This window comes from Stenotrophomonas sp. CS3K5, from assembly GCF_059515225.1.
The window spans coordinates 93,101-110,294 of the sequence record NZ_JCAKRX010000011.1 but is presented as its reverse complement, the minus strand read 5'-3'; the positions used below and the strand labels follow the sequence as shown (position 1 = coordinate 110,294).

Annotated in this window: 15 protein-coding genes; 4 read left to right on the top strand and 11 right to left on the bottom strand. The window is 60.6% G+C overall.

Annotated elements, in window-relative coordinates:
* The first annotated feature begins 19 nt into the window (after nucleotides 1-19).
* Entirely contained in the window at nucleotides 20-853 is an 834-nt protein-coding gene (locus tag AC5YGJ_RS16050; protein ID WP_496187114.1) for a hypothetical protein, read from the top strand.
* 77 nt (nucleotides 854-930) lie between these two features.
* Here the strand turns inward: AC5YGJ_RS16050 and AC5YGJ_RS16045 are convergent, their stop codons facing one another.
* Nucleotides 931-1,728, bottom strand: coding sequence for a siderophore-interacting protein (locus AC5YGJ_RS16045; protein WP_496187113.1), 798 nt, complete (start codon nucleotides 1,726-1,728; stop codon nucleotides 931-933).
* A 61-nt stretch (nucleotides 1,729-1,789) separates the two neighbouring features.
* On the bottom strand, nucleotides 1,790-2,350 hold the full coding sequence (locus AC5YGJ_RS16040; protein ID WP_496187112.1) for a PadR family transcriptional regulator: 561 nt from the start codon (nucleotides 2,348-2,350) through the stop codon (nucleotides 1,790-1,792).
* Between the two features lie 545 nt (nucleotides 2,351-2,895).
* Here AC5YGJ_RS16040 and aceE point away from each other — a divergent pair.
* The 3 genes from aceE (at nucleotide 2,896) to AC5YGJ_RS16025 (ending at nucleotide 7,452) form a co-directional block, all read left to right on the top strand.
* A complete protein-coding gene (gene aceE, locus AC5YGJ_RS16035) occupies nucleotides 2,896-5,583 on the top strand; it encodes a pyruvate dehydrogenase (acetyl-transferring), homodimeric type (protein WP_496187111.1) in 2,688 nt (895 codons plus the stop codon).
* A gap of 174 nt (nucleotides 5,584-5,757) precedes the next feature.
* Nucleotides 5,758-6,921, top strand: coding sequence for a DUF262 domain-containing protein (locus tag AC5YGJ_RS16030; protein ID WP_496187110.1), 1,164 nt, complete (start codon nucleotides 5,758-5,760; stop codon nucleotides 6,919-6,921).
* Nucleotides 6,922-7,452, top strand: a complete 531-nt coding sequence (locus AC5YGJ_RS16025) for a HEPN domain-containing protein (protein ID WP_496187109.1) — start codon at nucleotides 6,922-6,924, stop codon at nucleotides 7,450-7,452.
* 20 nt (nucleotides 7,453-7,472) lie between these two features.
* Here the strand turns inward: AC5YGJ_RS16025 and AC5YGJ_RS16020 are convergent, their stop codons facing one another.
* The 9 genes from AC5YGJ_RS16020 to AC5YGJ_RS15980 form a co-directional block, all read right to left on the bottom strand.
* Nucleotides 7,473-8,336 carry an NgoMIV family type II restriction endonuclease gene (locus AC5YGJ_RS16020; RefSeq protein ID WP_496187108.1) on the bottom strand — a complete coding sequence of 288 codons (864 nt, stop codon included), beginning with the start codon at nucleotides 8,334-8,336 and terminating at the stop codon, nucleotides 7,473-7,475.
* On the bottom strand, nucleotides 8,333-9,289 hold the full coding sequence (locus AC5YGJ_RS16015) for a DNA cytosine methyltransferase (RefSeq protein ID WP_496187107.1): 957 nt from the start codon (nucleotides 9,287-9,289) through the stop codon (nucleotides 8,333-8,335). Before AC5YGJ_RS16015 ends, AC5YGJ_RS16020 begins: the two co-directional genes overlap by 4 nt.
* A gap of 403 nt (nucleotides 9,290-9,692) precedes the next feature.
* Nucleotides 9,693-10,511: a NaeI family type II restriction endonuclease gene (locus AC5YGJ_RS16010; RefSeq protein WP_496187106.1), complete on the bottom strand. Its 819-nt coding sequence runs from the start codon at nucleotides 10,509-10,511 to the stop codon at nucleotides 9,693-9,695.
* Between the two features lie 94 nt (nucleotides 10,512-10,605).
* Nucleotides 10,606-11,025, bottom strand: coding sequence for a very short patch repair endonuclease (locus tag AC5YGJ_RS16005; protein ID WP_496187105.1), 420 nt, complete (start codon nucleotides 11,023-11,025; stop codon nucleotides 10,606-10,608).
* Nucleotides 11,026-11,121: 96 nt separating this feature from the next.
* Nucleotides 11,122-11,733, bottom strand: a complete 612-nt coding sequence (locus AC5YGJ_RS16000) for an HNH endonuclease (RefSeq protein ID WP_496187104.1) — start codon at nucleotides 11,731-11,733, stop codon at nucleotides 11,122-11,124.
* Nucleotides 11,734-12,499: 766 nt separating this feature from the next.
* Nucleotides 12,500-12,868 carry a hypothetical protein gene (locus tag AC5YGJ_RS15995; RefSeq protein WP_496187103.1) on the bottom strand — a complete coding sequence of 123 codons (369 nt, stop codon included), beginning with the start codon at nucleotides 12,866-12,868 and terminating at the stop codon, nucleotides 12,500-12,502.
* Between the two features lie 484 nt (nucleotides 12,869-13,352).
* Nucleotides 13,353-13,568, bottom strand: a complete 216-nt coding sequence (locus AC5YGJ_RS15990) for a hypothetical protein (protein ID WP_496187102.1) — start codon at nucleotides 13,566-13,568, stop codon at nucleotides 13,353-13,355.
* A 56-nt stretch (nucleotides 13,569-13,624) separates the two neighbouring features.
* Entirely contained in the window at nucleotides 13,625-14,806 is a 1,182-nt protein-coding gene (locus AC5YGJ_RS15985; protein ID WP_496187101.1) for an McrC family protein, read from the bottom strand.
* 125 nt (nucleotides 14,807-14,931) lie between these two features.
* Nucleotides 14,932-16,977: an McrB family protein gene (locus AC5YGJ_RS15980; protein ID WP_496187100.1), complete on the bottom strand. Its 2,046-nt coding sequence runs from the start codon at nucleotides 16,975-16,977 to the stop codon at nucleotides 14,932-14,934.
* Nucleotides 16,978-17,194: the final 217 nt, after the last annotated feature.

Below are 17,194 nucleotides of genomic sequence, written 5' to 3'. Positions count from 1 at the left end.
ATTCACGGAAGAACGACCCATGCAGGACGCGCAGTACTGGTTGAACGAATTCTGGGCCGGCTTGAGCGTGCTCGATCTGGCGTTGGGCAGCGTGCTGGGCACGTTGCTGGGGCTCATCGCCGGCCTGGCCGTGTGGTATGGCCTGCGCCGCCGCGGCTGGCTGCAGCGGCGCAAGCGCTGGCATCACTGGCTGCTGGCCAGCTACATGGTGCTGCTGCCGCTGGCCACCGCCTTCTTCGGTCTGCAGCTGGGCTTCACCGCCGGTGCGCACCGCGCGCTGTTCAAGCAGCTGGACCATTTCCAGCCGCACCTGCAGACCCTGGTGGCCGAATGGAGCCACGGCTTCACCGATTCGCTGGACGACCCGCGCATGCGCGAGGCGCTGCGCAGCCAGGGCACGGTGGGCGATGTGGCCGATGCGGTGGCCTCGGCCTACCTCAGCGAGCACCCGCTGCCGGCGCTGGACCGCCTGGGCGACGGCGTACTGGCACGTGCCACGGGCTGGGTGATCGGCAAGGTGCGCGAAGGCGTGCTGCGTGGCCTGGTGGAAGACACGCTGGTGGACAAGGCGGGCGCACTGGGCGTGGAGCCGAAGGTGGTGCGTGAGGCCCTGACCATGCACGTGGATGAGCTGCTGCACACGCGCGGCGTGCTGCGGCTGGTGAAGGCGCAGATCAACGGCATGATGCCCGGTGTGTACTTCGGGCTGCTGCTGCCGTGGCTGTTGATCCTGCTGCTGGTGGCGCTGGAGATCTGGGCCGCGCACCGGTTCGGATGGACGCGGAAGGTGGCGACCGACGTGGTAGTGCCGGCCGCTGGCCGGCAGCTGCAGGTTCCTGCCGAAGGTTCATGAGGTTGCCGGCCAGCGGCCGGCACTACCTGTCGGAGAGCGTGCGGACCAACGGTCCGCACCCACCCAGGTGCATGCAGTCAGTCGCCGTCGGTTTCGTCCGGGTGGGCTTTCCAGTAGCCGGTCGAACGGATCCAATCGCGCGGCACGCCCAGGTGGCCTTCGATGAACTTGCGCATCATCCGCGCGCGGCGCGATTCGGTGGCGATCCAGTAGAAGGCATCGCCGTCCGGGGCTTCGAAGTCGGTCAGCATGTCCTCCAGCAACGTGCTGCTGGCGGCCGGGAAGCCGTTGCGCTCCAGCCAGTGGATGCGCACGTTCTCGTACTGCGGCAGGTCCTGGCGTTCGGCTTCATCGCTCACTTCGATGTAGGCCTGCACTTCGGCGCCGTCCGGCAGCACGTCCAGCCAGCGGGCGATGGCCGGCAGCGCGGTCTCATCGCCAATCAGCACATAGGCGTCGTAGCTGTCGGCCACCACGAACGAGCCGCGCGGGCCGCCGATCACCAGCGGGTCGCCCGGCTGCGCGCGCTCGGCCCACGGCCCGGCAATGCCCTGGTCGTGCAGCACGAAGTCGATGGCCAGCTCGCCAGTCTGGTGGTCCCACCAGCGCGGGGTGTAGTCGCGGGCGGGCGAGGGCTCCTTGCCCTCGGGGTAGCTGCGGCCTTCGGCGGTCAGCACCGGCAGCACCATCTCGCCGGCGGCGTTGGGGAAGAACAGCTTGATGTGGTCGTCGGCGCCGGGCGAATCGAAACCGGCCAGGTCGTCGCCGCCCAGCACGATGCGGCGCATGTGCGGGGTGACTTCTTCAGTGCGCAGCACGGTCAGTTCACGGAAGCGCACATCCAGGCGCAGGCGCGTGTTGTTGTGTTCGGTCATTGGGGGTACCTGCAAAGGTGTCGCGCAGTGGTGCGCGGCGTAGGGGAGGACCTGGCTGGAATCAGTCTGGCTGGGTCGTTGAAAGCGGGGGTGTCTCGTTACCGGCGGTGCCGTTGAGCAGGGCCGAGGCCCGGATCAGCAGCGCCGCCACTTCATCCGCCTCACCCTCGGCCCAGCGGCCGTGGTGGTGCACCAGCGCCCGCTTGAACTCGCGCAGGGCGGTGGCCAGCGGTGGCGGCAGCGAGGCCTTGGTGATCTCGCGGGCGCGGTCGAAGGCGCGTCGCTGCGCCAGCCGTACCTGGGTGCGCTGCACCTTCAGCTCGAACTCGCCGGCGGCGGTGATGCGGAAGATCCGCTTGCCATCCACCTCCTCCGCCTCGATCCAGCCGGCCTGCTCGAAGCTGGCCAGCAGCGGGTACATGGTGCCGGCGCTGGGCGTGTAGGCCTGCATGAACTGGTTGCTGATCAGCTGCATCAGCTCGTAGCCATGGCGCGGCTGCTCGCCGATCAGGGCCAGCACCAGCAGGCGCAGGTCACCACGGCTGAGCACCCGCGGCTGGCCGTTGCGGCGCGGCACCGCCGAATCGGTGGAACGGGCTCGGGGAGAAGGGGGGCGGCTCATTTCGATATATCGGTAAACGAGTGTGCAAACGATATATCGATATGTCGAAGCCGGCAATCATCGATCCGGCCACAAGCAGATCTGTTTTGGGCCACGGCCGACGGCGCGCACGGTAAAAGGGGCGCCCCTTGCGAGGCGCCCCGGCGATGCTGTGGAAGGGAGCAGGGCCACCGGGCCCATCACTCACGGGCCACCCTGGGCCCATGGCCAGCGGCAATCCAGAGGCAGGTGCGACACGTTGTCGCCGGTTCAGAACCGCTGCCCGGCGCCCACCTACGGCGGTGCCGGAGTTGCCCCACAACCGTCATCGGCAGCAGTAACACTGCGTCCCGCACATGGGCGCAGCGGCCCGCACGCGACAGCCCGCGCAGCCGCCAAGGCCCGCCGCAGGGCCATCAAGGGCGCTTGCAAGCCCCTTGCGGACACTGGCCGGTTGCGTCCATACGCCAGCGTAGCCAAGTGACGAAAGCCCTTGGTGCGCTACACTTTGCGGTCTAGAAATCTATACAACAGTCGCGCGCGTGCGTGCGGTTATGGGAGCGCTAATGAACTGGTTGAACGAGGTGCTGAACAACGACCCGAATCCTGTGGAAACCCAGGAGTGGATCGAGTCGTTGAAGGCCGTTATTGATGTCGAGGGCTCCGAGCGCGCGCATCAGCTGCTGGAAGGCATGGTGGAGCTGACCCGTCGTTCGGGCGCCTACCTGCCGTTCTCTCCCACCACCGAATACGTCAACACCATCGAGCCGCAGCTCGAGGCCAAGAGCCCGGGCAATGCCGAGCTGGAATGGCGCATCCGTTCGATCATCCGCTGGAACGCGATGGCCACCGTGGTGCGCGCCAACCGCAAGCCGGGTGACCTGGGCGGCCACATCGCCTCGTTCGCCTCCGGCGCCACCCTGTACGACGTGGGCTTCAACCACTTCTGGCGCGCCCCGAGTGAAAACCACCCGGGCGACCTGCTGTTCATCCAGGGCCACAGCGCCCCGGGCATCTACGCGCGTTCCTTCCTGGAAGGCCGCATCAGCGAAGAGCAGCTGGACAAGTTCCGCATGGAAGTGGACGGCGGTGGCCTGTCCTCGTACCCGCACCCGTGGCTGATGCCCGATTACTGGCAGACCCCGACCGTGTCGATGGGCCTGGGCCCGCTGGCCGCCATCTACCAGGCGCAGTTCATGCGCTACCTGGAAAACCGTGGCCTGATCGAGAAGTCCGACCGCAAGGTGTGGTGCTTCATCGGCGACGGCGAGAGCGACGAGCCGGAAACCCTGGGTGCCATCGCCCTGGCCGGCCGTGAAGGCCTGGACAACCTGATCTTCGTGGTGAACTGCAACCTGCAGCGCCTGGACGGCCCGGTGCGCGGCAACGGCAAGATCATCCAGGAGCTGGAAGGCGTGTTCCGTGGCGGCGGCTGGAACGTGATCAAGCTGCTGTGGGGCGGTTACTGGGATGCCCTGCTGGCCAAGGACAGCGACGGCGTGCTGAAGAAGCTGATGATGGAAACCGTCGACGGCGAATACCAGAACTGCAAGGCCTTCGGCGGCGCGTATACCCGCGAGCATTTCTTCGGCAAGTACCCGGAAACCGCTGCGATGGTGGCCGGCCTGAGCGACGACGACATCTGGCGCCTGAACCGTGGTGGCCACGACCCGCACAAGGTGTACGCCGCCTACCACCAGGCCGTGAACACCAAGGGCATGCCGACCGTCATCCTGGCCAAGACCGTGAAGGGTTACGGCATGGGCAGCGCCGGTGAGGCGCTGAACCCGACCCACCAGACCAAGAAGCTGGACGACGATGCGGTGCGCCACTTCCGCGACCGCTTCAACATTCCGGTGACCGACGCGCAGCTGGCCGACGGCCAGGTGCCGTTCTACCACCCGGGCCCGGATTCGCCGGAAGTGCAGTACCTGCAGGAACGCCGTGCCGCACTGGGCGGTTACCTGCCGCAGCGCCGCCGCAAGGCCGACAAGACCTTCGTGGCACCGAAGCTGGAGGCCTACGACCGCCTGCTGAAGAGCAGCGGCGAGCGCAGCTACTCCACCACCATGGCCTTCGTGCAGAGCCTGAACATCACCCTGCGCGACAAGGAACTGGGCCCGCACATCGTGCCGATCGTGGCCGACGAAGCCCGTACCTTCGGTATGGAAGGCCTGTTCCGCCAGATCGGCATCTACGCGCCGTTCGGCCAGAAGTACAAGCCGGTGGACGCCGACCAGCTGATGTTCTACCGCGAAGACCAGAGCGGCCAGGTGCTGCAGCAGGGCATCAGCGAGCCGGGTGCGATCAGCTCGTGGATGGCGGCCGGTACCAGCTACTCGGTGAGCAACGTGCCGATGCTGCCGTTCTACATCTACTACTCGATGTTCGGCTTCCAGCGCGTGGGCGACATCGCCTGGCAGGCGGCGGATATGCGTACCCGCGGCTTCCTGCTGGGCGGCACCGCCGGCCGCACCACGCTGAACGGTGAAGGCCTGCAGCACGAAGATGGCTTCAGCCATCTGGTGGCCGGTGGCATTCCGAACGTGCGCAGCTACGACCCGACCTTCGGCTTCGAAGTGACCGTGGTACTGCAGCACGGCACCAAGCGCATGATGGAAGACCAGGTGGACGAGTACTACTACGTCACCCTGATGAACGAGAACTACACCCACCCGGAAATGCCGGAAGGCGCGGCCGAAGGCATCGTCAAGGGCATGTACCTGCTGACCGACGCCGGCAAGCCGAAGAAGGGCGAGCTGCGCGTGCAGCTGCTGGGTTCGGGCACCATCCTGCGCGAAGCCATTGCCGCGGCCGAGCTGCTGGACAAGGACTTCGGCGTGACCGCCGATATCTGGAGCTGCCCGAGCTTCAACGAACTGCGTCGCGATGGTTTCGACGTGGAACGTGCCAACCGCCTGCATCCGGAAGGTGAGCAGCGCAAGGCCTACGTGACCGAGCTGCTGGAAGGGCGCCAGGGCCCGGCGATTGCCGCCACCGACTATGTGCGTGCGTATGCGGACCAGATCCGTGCGTTCGTGCCGATGTCGTACACCGTGCTTGGTACCGATGGGTTTGGCCGTTCGGATACGCGTGCGAACCTGCGTCGGTTCTTCGAGGTTGACCGGTACTACATCGCGCATGCCGCGATTGCGGCGCTGGCGAAGGAAGGGAAGATGACCGCGAAGGATGTGGCCCGGGCGATCAAGCAGTACAAGATTGATCCGGAGAAGGCTAATCCTGTTGGGGTTTGATTAGTCAATTAATTGACGCGAAAAAGGGCGGCCATTGGTCGCCCTTTTTCTTTTAAGGCAAATGGCGCTACACGCTTCACTTCATTGCTGATAGCGACTAGGCTAAAGCGAGGCGGTCGCTTCGCTTGACCTAAGAATCTCATAATATCTACCCCGCAGGCGCCGAGGTTAATGATGAAGGTATACGAAGATTGGTTTGATGATGATGCGGAAGATTTTGACGTTCGAATTGATGAGTATGAGATAAGCTCCTCGCCTAACGATTTTAATGTCTCAACGATCTTCAGCTTCATTAAATCAGGGGCAGTAAAGATTCCTGGGTTTCAGAGGCATTTCGTATGGGATATAAAGCGATCGTCAAAGCTAATCGAGTCTCTACTTCTTGGGCTTCCTGTTCCTCAAGTATTTTTATACGAGGAAGCTAAAAATAGCTTTCTGGTGATCGATGGCCAGCAGCGCCTGATGTCGATATATTATTTTGTCAAGCAAAGGTTTCCGCGACCTGAAAAAAGGGCTGAGCTAAGAGCCATTTTTGACGCTGAATCGGGAGATATTCCGGATGAAGTCTTGCAAGATGATCGCTACTTTGTTCCATTTAATTTGAAGCTTCCTGCTCCGATTCCAGGGCCTAAAAGTAGATTCGACGGTTTGAACTACTCGACGTTAGGCGAATTTAAGGTGGCGTTCGATCTCCGCACCGTCCGGAACATTATCGTCAAGCAAACATCTTCAGAGGAGGATGACTCTGCGGTGTTTGAGATATTCAACAGGCTCAACTCCGGGGGCGTTAACTTGACCCCTCAGGAAATTAGAGCCAGTCTATATCATTCGTCGTTCTATGAAGTCCTTCAGAGGATTAACAACAAGCCCGCGTGGCGCCATATTGTTGGCCGGGAAGACGCTGATATTCACATGAAGGATGTAGAAATTTTGCTGAGATCGTTTGCAATGCTTGTAATGTCTGACAAGTATGCGCCATCAATGACGAAATTTCTTAACATATTCTCGAGGAAGTGCCGCGGCCTGGACAGTTCTCAGGTTACCTACCTAGAGAGACTTATGGATGAGTTTGGAGAAGTCGCAGCAAAGCTTCCTGCAAGGGCCTTCTATAATCAGGGGAACAGTAGGTTCAATATTTCACTGTTTGAGTCAATATTCGTCGCTGCATGTGGTTCAGCTTTCAAAGAGAGAAATTTTGAAGTGAAGCAGTTTGCTGTTGAGCATCTGGCTAGTTTGAAGTCTGATGTCAATTTTACAAGAGCTTCTTCAGAGGGAACTAGTAAGTCGGAAAACGTAGCAACTCGAATTGGAATCGCAAGGGCGCTACTCGGGGGTTAAGTGGCAAACACAGTCGAAGAGCTCAAGGAGGCCGCTGACGCGGTGAAAGATTTCTTGATCAGGGAAGGTGAAGCGTCGCTAGTTGTCACGGCAGAAGATGTCTGGCGAAAAAGTGTTCTAATTGCTGCGGCTTCACACTTCGAACATGAGCTGGGGAGGGCGATCGAGCGCTGTGCTGAAGTGCACGGAGTATCAGATACATTTAGAAGCCTTATTTCTGCAAAGGCTATATCTCGCCAGTTCTACAGTTACTTCGATTTTGAGTCGAAAAATACAAATAGGCTTTTTAACTCATTCGGAGCGAAATGCAAAGAGCGAGCGGATCGGCTCTTGAAAGAGTCCACGGAGTTGCGTGATGCGCAGAGGGCGTTTCTCGAGGTGTGTGCTCTTCGAAACAAAATGGTGCATACGAACTACGCTTCATTCGTCATTGAAATAACTACCGACGAAGTATTTTTTATGTATCAAAACGGAAGGAGATTTATCACCTTCTTTGAAGAGGTTGTATCTGGTGGAGAGGGGCGGCACTAGCCTCTCCTCATTCCAAATTGCTACACGGCAAGATCAAGTGGCAGGTCGGAAATGTCCTTGAGTCTTTTTCCTTCAATCAGAATTTCGAGCATATCGACGGCGTCGAACTGACCAAGATCTGCTACCGCCAGCTTCAGTTCATTTAGTGCGAAATGGTAGGTGCAGTCTATGTCGCCCGTGCCAAGTGCAATCGACGCTATTCGGCTGGGGCTTGGTTCCGCAGTTACTACTACAGCATGCGGAAGTCTTCCCTTTCGATTCCTAATTAGATTAAGCGCTTCGGAACGTGCGTTCTGCGCTCTATCGCTGCGCAGCGTCCATTTGCAAGAAATGCTCGCATGCAGCAGCGGCAGGCCTCCATTTGCGCTTCGAAGGGAGGATCGCTGGGCAGTATATCCGTCGACTATGAGGGTGTTGGTGTTTATAACGGAATCATCAAGTAGGCCGCGTGAAACTATAATGTCAGGGGTGATTGTATAATCGTTCCCCAAGGCCGCAGCCAATTCGCGATTTCCTTTGGCTGCGCGATCAAGGGCTACTAGGTGCGAATATTGATCGAAACTCGCAATCAACTTCCTGTTCTTGCCGCCCACTTGTTGGATAAGCCAGTCGCCCGGCCTTATATGATCAAGTTGAGCAAACGTACTTCGAATAAAGCTCGCGCACGCGCTCTCGAAATTTGACCCGGAGGTCTGTGCTGGAGCGCGTTCGCTCAGTACCTCAACACAGAGCTGAGTGGCTATGTGCTTAGCAATTTCCCGGCTTGCTCGGCTATCTTTATCAGCGTTGGAAGGAATGCCGTTCTTGTCAATCGTAAGTGTGTTTTCCAGCAGTGAAGCGTGAAACTTTTTTCGTTCTGAAAGGAAGAATGCTTCTTCGCTCATGCCACTTTGAAAACTCGCTGTTGTGAAAGAACATCGAAAATGCGAGAAGCCACAGCCGCGGCCACCGGAGGAGGGAACGCGTTGCCGATCTGCCTATAAGCTGCTGTCTTACGCCCTGCAAACTCCCAACTGTCAGGGAAGCCTTGGATCCGAGCAGTCATGCGCGGAGTGAGCCGAGGCATGCCCACGAAATTCGCTTCGGGAGCCTGATCCCAGAGCCCCATGCCGTCTACGCCGAGGGCAGCCCAAGCCTTCTTGGCGCGGGTTGGTCCAAGGTCAGGGCCGCCGTGCTTCTTGGATCCCCCGACGAGAGTCGGCGCGATCGCGTTGGCACCTTCCCTCCATGCATCAACTTGATCCCAGCCTCGCGCGCCCATCAAGTCGTGCAGGAGCTGACCTACCGTCTTTGGGGGCTCTTTCAGTGCTTCTGGCCATGAGAATGCCGGAGCCAGCTCCTTCTTCATGCCGACAAATATCACGCGCGGCCGAAGCTGGGAGACGCCGTAGTCGGATGCGTGCAGAAGTCGCCAATCGCCCAAGTATCCGAGTTTCTTGAGCTCCTTCTCTACGCCCTTCCGGTAATCATCGAACTTGGGGTCGAGCAGGCCGCGAACATTCTCGAGCATGATTGCTTGAGGCCTTACCTGATCAACAATTCGAATGGCTTCAGGAAAAAGGTCGCGCTCGTCGTCGGCGCCCAGCTGCTTTCCTGCCTTAGAGAAAGGAGGGCAAGGCACGCCGCCGGCAACGAGATCCACACCCTTGTATGGGGACGCGTCGAATTCGCGAAGGTCACCCTCAATCACGTTCCAGTTCGGGCGGTTCAAGCGGAGCGTCTGGCATGCGGCCGGCTCCCATTCCACGAGCGCAGAGTGGTCGAAGCCGGCCATCTCTAGGCCAAGGCCTTGTCCGCCAGCACCGGCGCACATCTCAAGGGAGGTGAATTGACTCATGTAGATCTCAGATCAGAAAGGAGCCCGGCAGGAGGGTGTCGCGCTGGCTACAGCGCGAGCTCCTTAGAGCGCCAGGTGTTGGGTGGGGGGCGATGGGGTCAGCAAGTACACGCTGGCGCCGTATCAGATGCTGAGACTAGGGCAGGCATGTCCCTAAGCCGCATGACAGTGCGTGGCGTGTCCAGATGCCTGGATTCCCCTTCTCTGGCAACTGCCAGCGTACCAAGCCTGATCGCTAGTGCAAGTGTTTGGAGTTCAGGGCGCTTGGGAGGCCATCCCTGCAGGTCAATTCCGCCAAATCGCTTCCAAAATCCCCGAGATGTCAAGGCCAGGGCTGGCCCATTGCGTAACGCAGTCAGCCGAGTCCTGGAAGCTGCTGGCTGTGAGCCTCTGTAGCAAAGCCTTAAGGGCTATCAGAGATCCTGAGGCTCAACCATTCATCTTTGGCTGCAGGGGTGAAGCCGTGGGCGATCATGATCTCGCGGTCCGCGAGATAGGTGGCACAAAGGACCTGGTAGCCCTCCCTCCCCAGCGTTTCCTTCATCTCGCGAGCCCGCTTCACCGCATCCCTTTGCTGTGCCAACTGTTCGATGACATCCCGTGGGATGAGAAGGCCCGTGGCCATGGTGAAGAGCGCGCGCACTCGCTGCCGCCCACTAGGCTGGGCCAAGATTGTCGAGCGGACCACTTCAGGGAGATCCAGCATGAAGTTCCTGGGCATCGGACCCTCTACAAGCCATCGAATCTGCGCTTTACCGGCAGCGGAGATGGACTTCTTCCCGTCTCTGTTCTGGCCATTGGTCAGTACTCCCGGGGTCATTCTCAACAGGCCGAGCCAGCAAAGCCCCTTCACATCGTCCGCGCGGACAAGCATGCAAAGCTGCCCAATCGCCTCCTGCGGGATCATCCAATCGTTCTTGACTGTGAATTTGGTATCAACCTCGTGGCCGGCAATTAGATTATCCAACAAGACTCCTCGCTCCAGGGCCAAGGCTTTGCGGAGCAGGATCTCGACCTTTGTGCCGATGTAGGTCTTTTCTGTTTTCTCTAGCTGATCAATGCAAAATCGCCCCGTACGGGGCGCGTCAATCACTTCGTCGAACGCCGTGCGGAGCGCTTGCCCCACCTTGCTCAGCAGAGCAGGGTCGCGTGAGAGCGCAGCGGCAACCTGCTCTAGAGCGGGGTCATCCAGCTGCGGAACTTGTGGAAAAAAGGCATTCATTGAGCCCTTCTATCACAACACGGGCAATTTACGTAAGGTTATGCCGTGTCCGGCCCATAGTTAGCCGCCGCCCTATTCTCGTGATCCTGATGTGTCAGTTGGGCCGCAACAATCTGACTATGCGATCGATCTCTCGGGCTCGGTCCGCTTCCCGCTTGATCTTGCACTCCCAAACAGTAATCACCTTCCAGCCTGCGGCCCTTAAGCGGCGCGCTGACCTACGGTCGCGCCGGACATTCGCTTCCAGCTTGGGCGACCAGTAGCGCGCGTTAGTTCCCGGTCTCCTTCCGTTCAAGCAACTGTGCAGATGCCAAAAACAGCCATGCACGAAGATGGCGGTTCTGTACTTCGGTAGCACGATATCTGGTCGTCCAGGAAGCCCGCTTCCTCCCAGCACATACCGAAAACCTCGAGCATGCATAGCTTTGCGTAGCCACAGCTCAGGTTTGGTACCTGAGCTGCGAATCCTGGACATTCGTTCGCTTCGTGCTTCAGGGCTAAGAATGTCGGGCATCGTCCTGCCTCGGGTCTTCTGAGATAAAGCACACTCTCGCCTATTTCAGCTCTCGGTAGATAGCAAGTGAACGTTCCATTGGTCCCGCACTGCTTCCTACCACTGGCACTGCGATCGATGCCAACTGATTGATTCCTGGCAGGCTGACAGCTCAGACGGCATGGGAATGCTCAACTCACGGCCATCCAACTCGAAGTAGGTTGATTGCTGGAGCGCAGGCGCCACGGCGATCCGCAGAGAACCGGGGTTGATGGCTATCAGATACAAATCGAACAGAGTGTGCACATCGGCACGGAGCAAAAGACCGTTCCTGACATTGTTGCTCTTTAGGCCTGAGTAGGGCTGGATGTGGGCCGCCTCGAGCGCATCGACCACATCGCATCCCGTCATAGCACAGCAGCCGCCGTATGCGTCCAGCAGTGCCTTACGGAAGGCAGGCTGCCCGCGGCGCCGAACGATAGCTGCCAGCACACGCTGCCTCTCGTCCACCTCGTCCGCTGGGGAGTAACTGCCAGATGCCTCCGCCGCTTTGGCCTGCTGCTCCAACAGTTCCCTTGTAGGACCAGAGACCGACGTGAGCGTCTCACCGGAGAGCCCGAGGAGCTTGGCCAGTTTCGGCTCAACCTTTGCACCCACTTTCGATGCCGGAAGAAGCCCGGATAGCCAGGGCTTACCTGCCTGATCTAGAACATGGGAGATGTTCTGCATGCGGTACTCCCAGGCCTTGGGCGTGCGTCCGTGGCGGGCAGCCAGTTCCCGATAGACCCTTGCCTTCTCAAGGGTAGATCCATTGGCAAGACGGGCCTCCATCTGGCGATATGCCTCAACGGCGGCAGCCAATTCGTCTTCAGTCCACCTACTCACAGCCTTCCCCTGTCCGCGATCGCACGTGGCGTCCTTGGGAAAGTATGCCGTAAACGACACAATGAGCCGCTAATGGCTTGGCGCGGAAGAGCGTGGCGTGTCAGCGCAAACCGCGGACTGTTCAGGCCCGTCGGTAAGCCTCGCACGTGGAGTTCAGTTGCAGAGCCCTAGTTGGCCGGACGTACTCGGTTACTCCAGCGCTGGCGTAGAGGTTGAACGCAAGGCGTCTCACTGGCTCGGCCTATGAAGCCTAGGATGAGCAACTGTGATGAGGAGTTGTCCACCAGCAGAGCGGGCTCACCTCGGCAAGTGAGTTCGAAGTACCTTGCTTCAAAGCGTCCGGCACCGAGCGTTGCATCTTCAGCCGCTAGGCTTAGGGCTTCCTCGCGCATGACAGCAAATTCGGTAGCCGAGACCTTGGGGTAAGTCTTCAGCTCCAAATCGCCTTTTGGCAAGTGGAAGTGGGCGAGCGCTGAACCAATCAGCGCTGCTAAGCACAGTACTGCGTACGTCAGAGACTTCATCGGAAGTCCTGCAGATCAGAGGCGAACGGATAATGGAGCCGCGACGATAGCCTGCAGCCCATTGCTTAAGGCTCAAGCCTTGGGCGCTACTCCCGCACGTGCAGCCGCTCTGCCACCTGCGCAGTCAACGCCACACACGCCATCTTCAACCCCTCCATCACCCGATCCCCCAGGTACTCCTCGGGCGCGCCGTTCTGCCGAGTCCGCTCCGCAGCCAGCATCAACTCCGCCACCACTCGCAGACCGGCCACAGCACAATCCGCATCTGCCAGCTGAAGGCAGCGACCAGGCAGCTGATGCCGTTCCGGCCAAGGTTGGCCGTCTGCCGCCGCACCGGTTCCGATGCGGCGCAACGTGGCGACGAAGGAGTTGGGATCGGGGGAGGGTTCGCGCTCGGCGTCGGCGTTGTCCGGATCGTACAGCGCGTGCGGGGAACGGAAATCCGAGGTGCTCATGGCAATGCTCCGTACAGGACAGATAGCAGCGCCACCAGTAAAGGCGGCGGACGGTGCGGGCTCGAAAACCGGTATGTACCAGACCGGCGGATCCGAAGATCCCCACGCACCGCCCGCCATAGAACGCGAACGGATTGCCAGCCGGCGCCCCACAAAGGGTGACGCCGGCCGGCAAGCGCATACATCTGGTACATGGACGGGTTTTCGAGTCCCGCGCCACCCTTTTCCGGTGGCACGCCAAGATGTACCCGCACCAATGCGAATTGCCAAGAATTCGTAGGCCACAATGGCCACAGATGCTGACGCTTCTGGCATTGTTGCATGGCAGGCGCACGCCGGAACCCTTGCGGTGCAGCGGTCTCGGCCGTTGTTAAGTTACCGCCCGAATGCGCTCCTAAAAGCACGGTTTGCCGCCGCCTGCGGTTCCAAAAGCGACATTCAGCTCTAAGAGTCGGCGGGCGAGGCGTGCCAATTGCGACACGGCTTAACGCTTCGGCGGTACGCCCGGCCGTGGCCACAAGGCATCGTCACGCTCCAGGTCGTAGTCGCTGCCGAATGCCAGCGCTGCCTCGCGCGGTGGCAGATCCGCGTAGCAACCCAGCAGATACTCATCCATGCCGGCATCGCCATGGTCGATGGCGAACAGATGCAGCAACTCCTTGTCGAAGGCTTCCAGCCACGCGGCGTCGATTCGGGTCATGGTCATCCTCCAGTGGGGCGGGGAGGATGACGCGCCCTCGTCTCAAGACGTTGGATTCAGTCCGCCAGACTGTCCTCCGGCCATACCCACCCCTCAGGCAGCAATACCTCGGCCCGCGTCAGGCAGAACGGCAGCACCCACAACCGCAGCCCTTCGCTGCCCGGGAAGTCGAACACCGGCAGCGGCTGATTCAGCTTGTCGGTACGCGGGTAGACCAGCGCAACCACACCCTGTCCATCCAGATAGCTGCGCCCATAGGCGTGCAACTGGTAGAAATCATCCTGCTGCAGGCCGTACTTGTCGGTGCCATTGGCCTGGCCGGCGTCCAGCAGCTTCCACTTGGTGTCCAGCACCAGTACGTCTGTCTTCTGCCGGCTCACCACCATGTCCGGGCGCAGCTGGAACCACTTTGCTCCGCCGTGATGCACCAGATGATGCCGCCTGACCTGGGTATCCAGTGCAAGATGCGCCGGTAGCTGCTTCTGGAAGTGCCTGGCCACGTACGCCTCGAACAACCGTTCCATCGGGAACAGCAGCGACGGTGCCTGCTGCGCGCCCACCGCCGATGTGGGCGAGAGCCCTTGCAGGATCAAGCGGGTCCAATCCAGCGCTTCGCGATAGGTGCGCATGTTGCGGTCCAGCTGCACCCGCTGCATGTCCTGGTCTGGGGTGTGGCTGACCGGCACCTCAGCGAAGAACGCGAGCAGCTCCCGCGCCAAGCGCTGATGGTTGGTCACGCGGGTCGCGCCAAGCACCCTGCGCAACGCCGTGTGGATCAGCCGGTTCTCCGGCCTGTCGATGCTGAATTCATCATGGGCGGTGTGGAAGCGATCGGCACGTACCAGATTGCGGCGTAGATGCTGGGCAACGAGCAGCCTTCCGCGCAGCGCGGGCAGGTCATCTTCGCGCGTCTGGTACTGGCCGCGCAGCCCGGTGCGGGTGACCGCCACCACCGTGCGCAGGAACTCGCCAACGAACACGTCCAGCAGTGGCATGCTGTCGGCGGCAAGCTGCGCATTGCCGAACCGAAAGTGCGAGAACTGCTGCAGGCAACGCAACATCCTCAACAGCAGGCCGCGCGCCTCACCGGCCCCTGCATCCAGCGCCTTGCCCACCTTGGGCAGGATCTCGATCTGTTGGCCGCCTGGCGCGGTAACCACGCCCACATGGCTGGTGACCTGAACACCGCGGCGGCAACGGCGCACCCATGGGGAGAGCTTGCCGTCGATCAGTTCCAACGACTGCCGTTCCAGCCACCGGTAAACGCCATCGGGCACAACATGCGCACCACCGGGCGCCGGGCCCGATGATGAGGCCGGCACGAGTACGTCGTACTCGTGCAGGGTGAGCGTGGCTGCCGTGCTCACTCGTTGCCCAGCAGCGTGCTGTAGATGCCCACGTAGGCGGCAGGGGAGTGCAGCGCCTTGGCATTGCGGCTGAAGCGTGTGCGTGCACCATGCCCCTCGGCCGCAGCCGCAGAACCGAACAGCCGTGCCAGTGTCTGGTCATCGCCGTTGCTCTCCCGCACGAACTGCAGGTCGGGAAGCTTCTGGTTGTCGCCCAGCACCAGACGGATCTTCTGCCAGTCGTCGTAAAAGTACTCTTCCAGCAATGGGAGGATCTGCTTGTCGAAGAGGGCGATCAGCGCGGACATGCGCTCACTGCCATCCTTGAAATGCTTCAGTGGCCGGAAGTAGGCGTGGCCGATCAGATGATCACGATCGTAAAGTGCTTCGATACGCTGGTTGATGGCAGTGAGCAGTTTCGGAATATGGATGCTCACGCCTTCCATGTTGACGCGCAGGCCTGCCAGCGGCGCCCGGCCTTCATCCTTGGCGTCCGGCAGAACCTCTTCAAACTCGAATCGGCGGCGAAGCGCCGTGTCCAGCGCTGCCAGGGATCGGTCGGCCGTGTTCATGGTGCCGATGATGCTGACATTGCGCGGGACGGAGAAAGCCTGCTGCGAGTAGGGCAGGGTGACCGAATGGCAGTTCTCCATGCCGGTCCGCTTGTCCAGCTCGATCAACGTGATCAGTTCGCCGAAAATCTTGCTGATGTTGCCGCGGTTGATCTCGTCGATGACGATGGCGAACATTTCATCCGGGTGCCTGCGGGCACGCTCGCACAGCTTCAGGAACACGCCCGGACGGATTTCGTAGCGTACCTGGCCCTGCGCGCCCTCCTCGATGACCGGGCGCAGCCCTTCGATGAAGTCTTCGTAGCCGTAGGACTGGTGGAAGGTGACGAAGCTGTAGCGTTGGGTCTCGCCCTGCGCAGCCGATTCGTCGCCTTCATCGGCCGTGAACTGATCTTCCAGCAGGAACTTCAGTTGGTAGGTCTTACCGGTGCCCGGCGGGCCGAAGTAGATGCGATTGAACGCAAGCTCTGCTGCAATCGCGTCCTGCACTGCGGGTTGCTCGCTGTCATCGTCGTCAGCCTCCAGCAGGTCCCCTGTGGCCGACACATCGTCACCGGCCTGCATCGGCCAGAAGCCGTCGCGCTCTTCGTCGGCGCGAATCAGCTCCTGCAGGACTTCGTCGTCGGCATCCAGCGCGGCCTCGATGTCGTCAACGATCTTCTCTGAAATACCCTTTCGCACGAAGCGGGAAATGCTCTGCAGCTCGTGACGCCAGGTCACCTGGCAGGCACGACTTCCCATCACCAGGCCCACCACCGAGACGGCGCGCGAGCTTCCGGCATTCTTGCGGCCAAAGCGCAGATGGGTGCGGCTGCCAGCAAACCACCAGTCCATGCCTGCATCGTGCACCAGCCGGGCCAATCGGCAGAACTGGTCGGTCTCGGCCGCAGACCAACCCTTGCGCATGGCGCGGAACGCTTCGTTGACGTCGAAGTGCTTGAGGATGGCATCCGGTGTCACGTTTTGGGTCAGGCCGATCCGATGTGCGACTTGCTCGTAACCCAGCGAGAACTTACCGATGGCGTCTTTGCTCCACTCAACCAGTTCGTCCAGGCTCATGGACAGTCCCTTGTCGATCGGTAGCACCGCCACGATCGGGGAGGCATGGCTTGGGCCGCGCAGGTCCAGGTAGGCATCGCGTACGGGGTGGCCCTGCTGCAGCTTCACCGTGTCGATCTTGACCACGAAACCTTCATTGCCGTTGAGTCCGACGGTATAGGCAAGCGATGGGGGCGAGTCCGGATCGGGATAGATTTTGGCCCAGTTGTAGGACAGGAAGTAGTTGCCTTGATTGGTCGGGCGTCGGCGCGCATTGACGCGGCCCTCTTCAAACATCGAATTCTTGATGCGCTTTGCCCATTCGAGGGTGAGGTCGTAGGCCTCGCGAAGCCGCTGATAGGCAGCCTCATGCGCGGCATCGGTTTGATCGAACTTCTTCCCTTGCAGCGACTGCAGCAGGTTGAAATGTTCTTGCGTGAAGAATTCGGACATCGGGCCTTCCATTCCTTGACGATGCGGGCGGACTCATTCCGCCTTGGGGTGATTGCAGCACCTAGTGCTAAACGGCAGCAACGGGTGGAACTTTAGGGCGGGCCCCTGGGCGTTGCGCAGGGATTGCGCGGGCGCCCGGTACAGCAGACCACCCGCCCCCCCTGTCTCCTGCTACCATTCCCCCGCTAACCCAGCCAGCCTTTCCGTGCGCACACGC

What these genes read in the sequence shown, in the direction of transcription:
- AC5YGJ_RS16050 (WP_496187114.1), top strand. Translation starts at nt 20, where the DNA reads ATGCAGGACGCGCAGTACTGGTTGAACGAATTCTGGGCCGGCTTGAGC.
- AC5YGJ_RS16045 (WP_496187113.1), bottom strand. Translation starts at nt 1,728, where the DNA reads ATGACCGAACACAACAACACGCGCCTGCGCCTGGATGTGCGCTTCCGT.
- AC5YGJ_RS16040 (WP_496187112.1), bottom strand. Translation starts at nt 2,350, where the DNA reads ATGAGCCGCCCCCCTTCTCCCCGAGCCCGTTCCACCGATTCGGCGGTG.
- aceE (WP_496187111.1), top strand. Translation starts at nt 2,896, where the DNA reads ATGAACTGGTTGAACGAGGTGCTGAACAACGACCCGAATCCTGTGGAA.
- AC5YGJ_RS16030 (WP_496187110.1), top strand. Translation starts at nt 5,758, where the DNA reads ATGAAGGTATACGAAGATTGGTTTGATGATGATGCGGAAGATTTTGAC.
- AC5YGJ_RS16020 (WP_496187108.1), bottom strand. Translation starts at nt 8,336, where the DNA reads ATGAGCGAAGAAGCATTCTTCCTTTCAGAACGAAAAAAGTTTCACGCT.
- AC5YGJ_RS16015 (WP_496187107.1), bottom strand. Translation starts at nt 9,289, where the DNA reads ATGAGTCAATTCACCTCCCTTGAGATGTGCGCCGGTGCTGGCGGACAA.
- AC5YGJ_RS16010 (WP_496187106.1), bottom strand. Translation starts at nt 10,511, where the DNA reads ATGAATGCCTTTTTTCCACAAGTTCCGCAGCTGGATGACCCCGCTCTA.
- AC5YGJ_RS16005 (WP_496187105.1), bottom strand. Translation starts at nt 11,025, where the DNA reads ATGCCCGACATTCTTAGCCCTGAAGCACGAAGCGAACGAATGTCCAGG.
- AC5YGJ_RS16000 (WP_496187104.1), bottom strand. Translation starts at nt 11,733, where the DNA reads ATGCAGAACATCTCCCATGTTCTAGATCAGGCAGGTAAGCCCTGGCTA.
- AC5YGJ_RS15995 (WP_496187103.1), bottom strand. Translation starts at nt 12,868, where the DNA reads ATGAGCACCTCGGATTTCCGTTCCCCGCACGCGCTGTACGATCCGGAC.
- AC5YGJ_RS15990 (WP_496187102.1), bottom strand. Translation starts at nt 13,568, where the DNA reads ATGACCCGAATCGACGCCGCGTGGCTGGAAGCCTTCGACAAGGAGTTG.
- AC5YGJ_RS15980 (WP_496187100.1), bottom strand. Translation starts at nt 16,977, where the DNA reads ATGTCCGAATTCTTCACGCAAGAACATTTCAACCTGCTGCAGTCGCTG.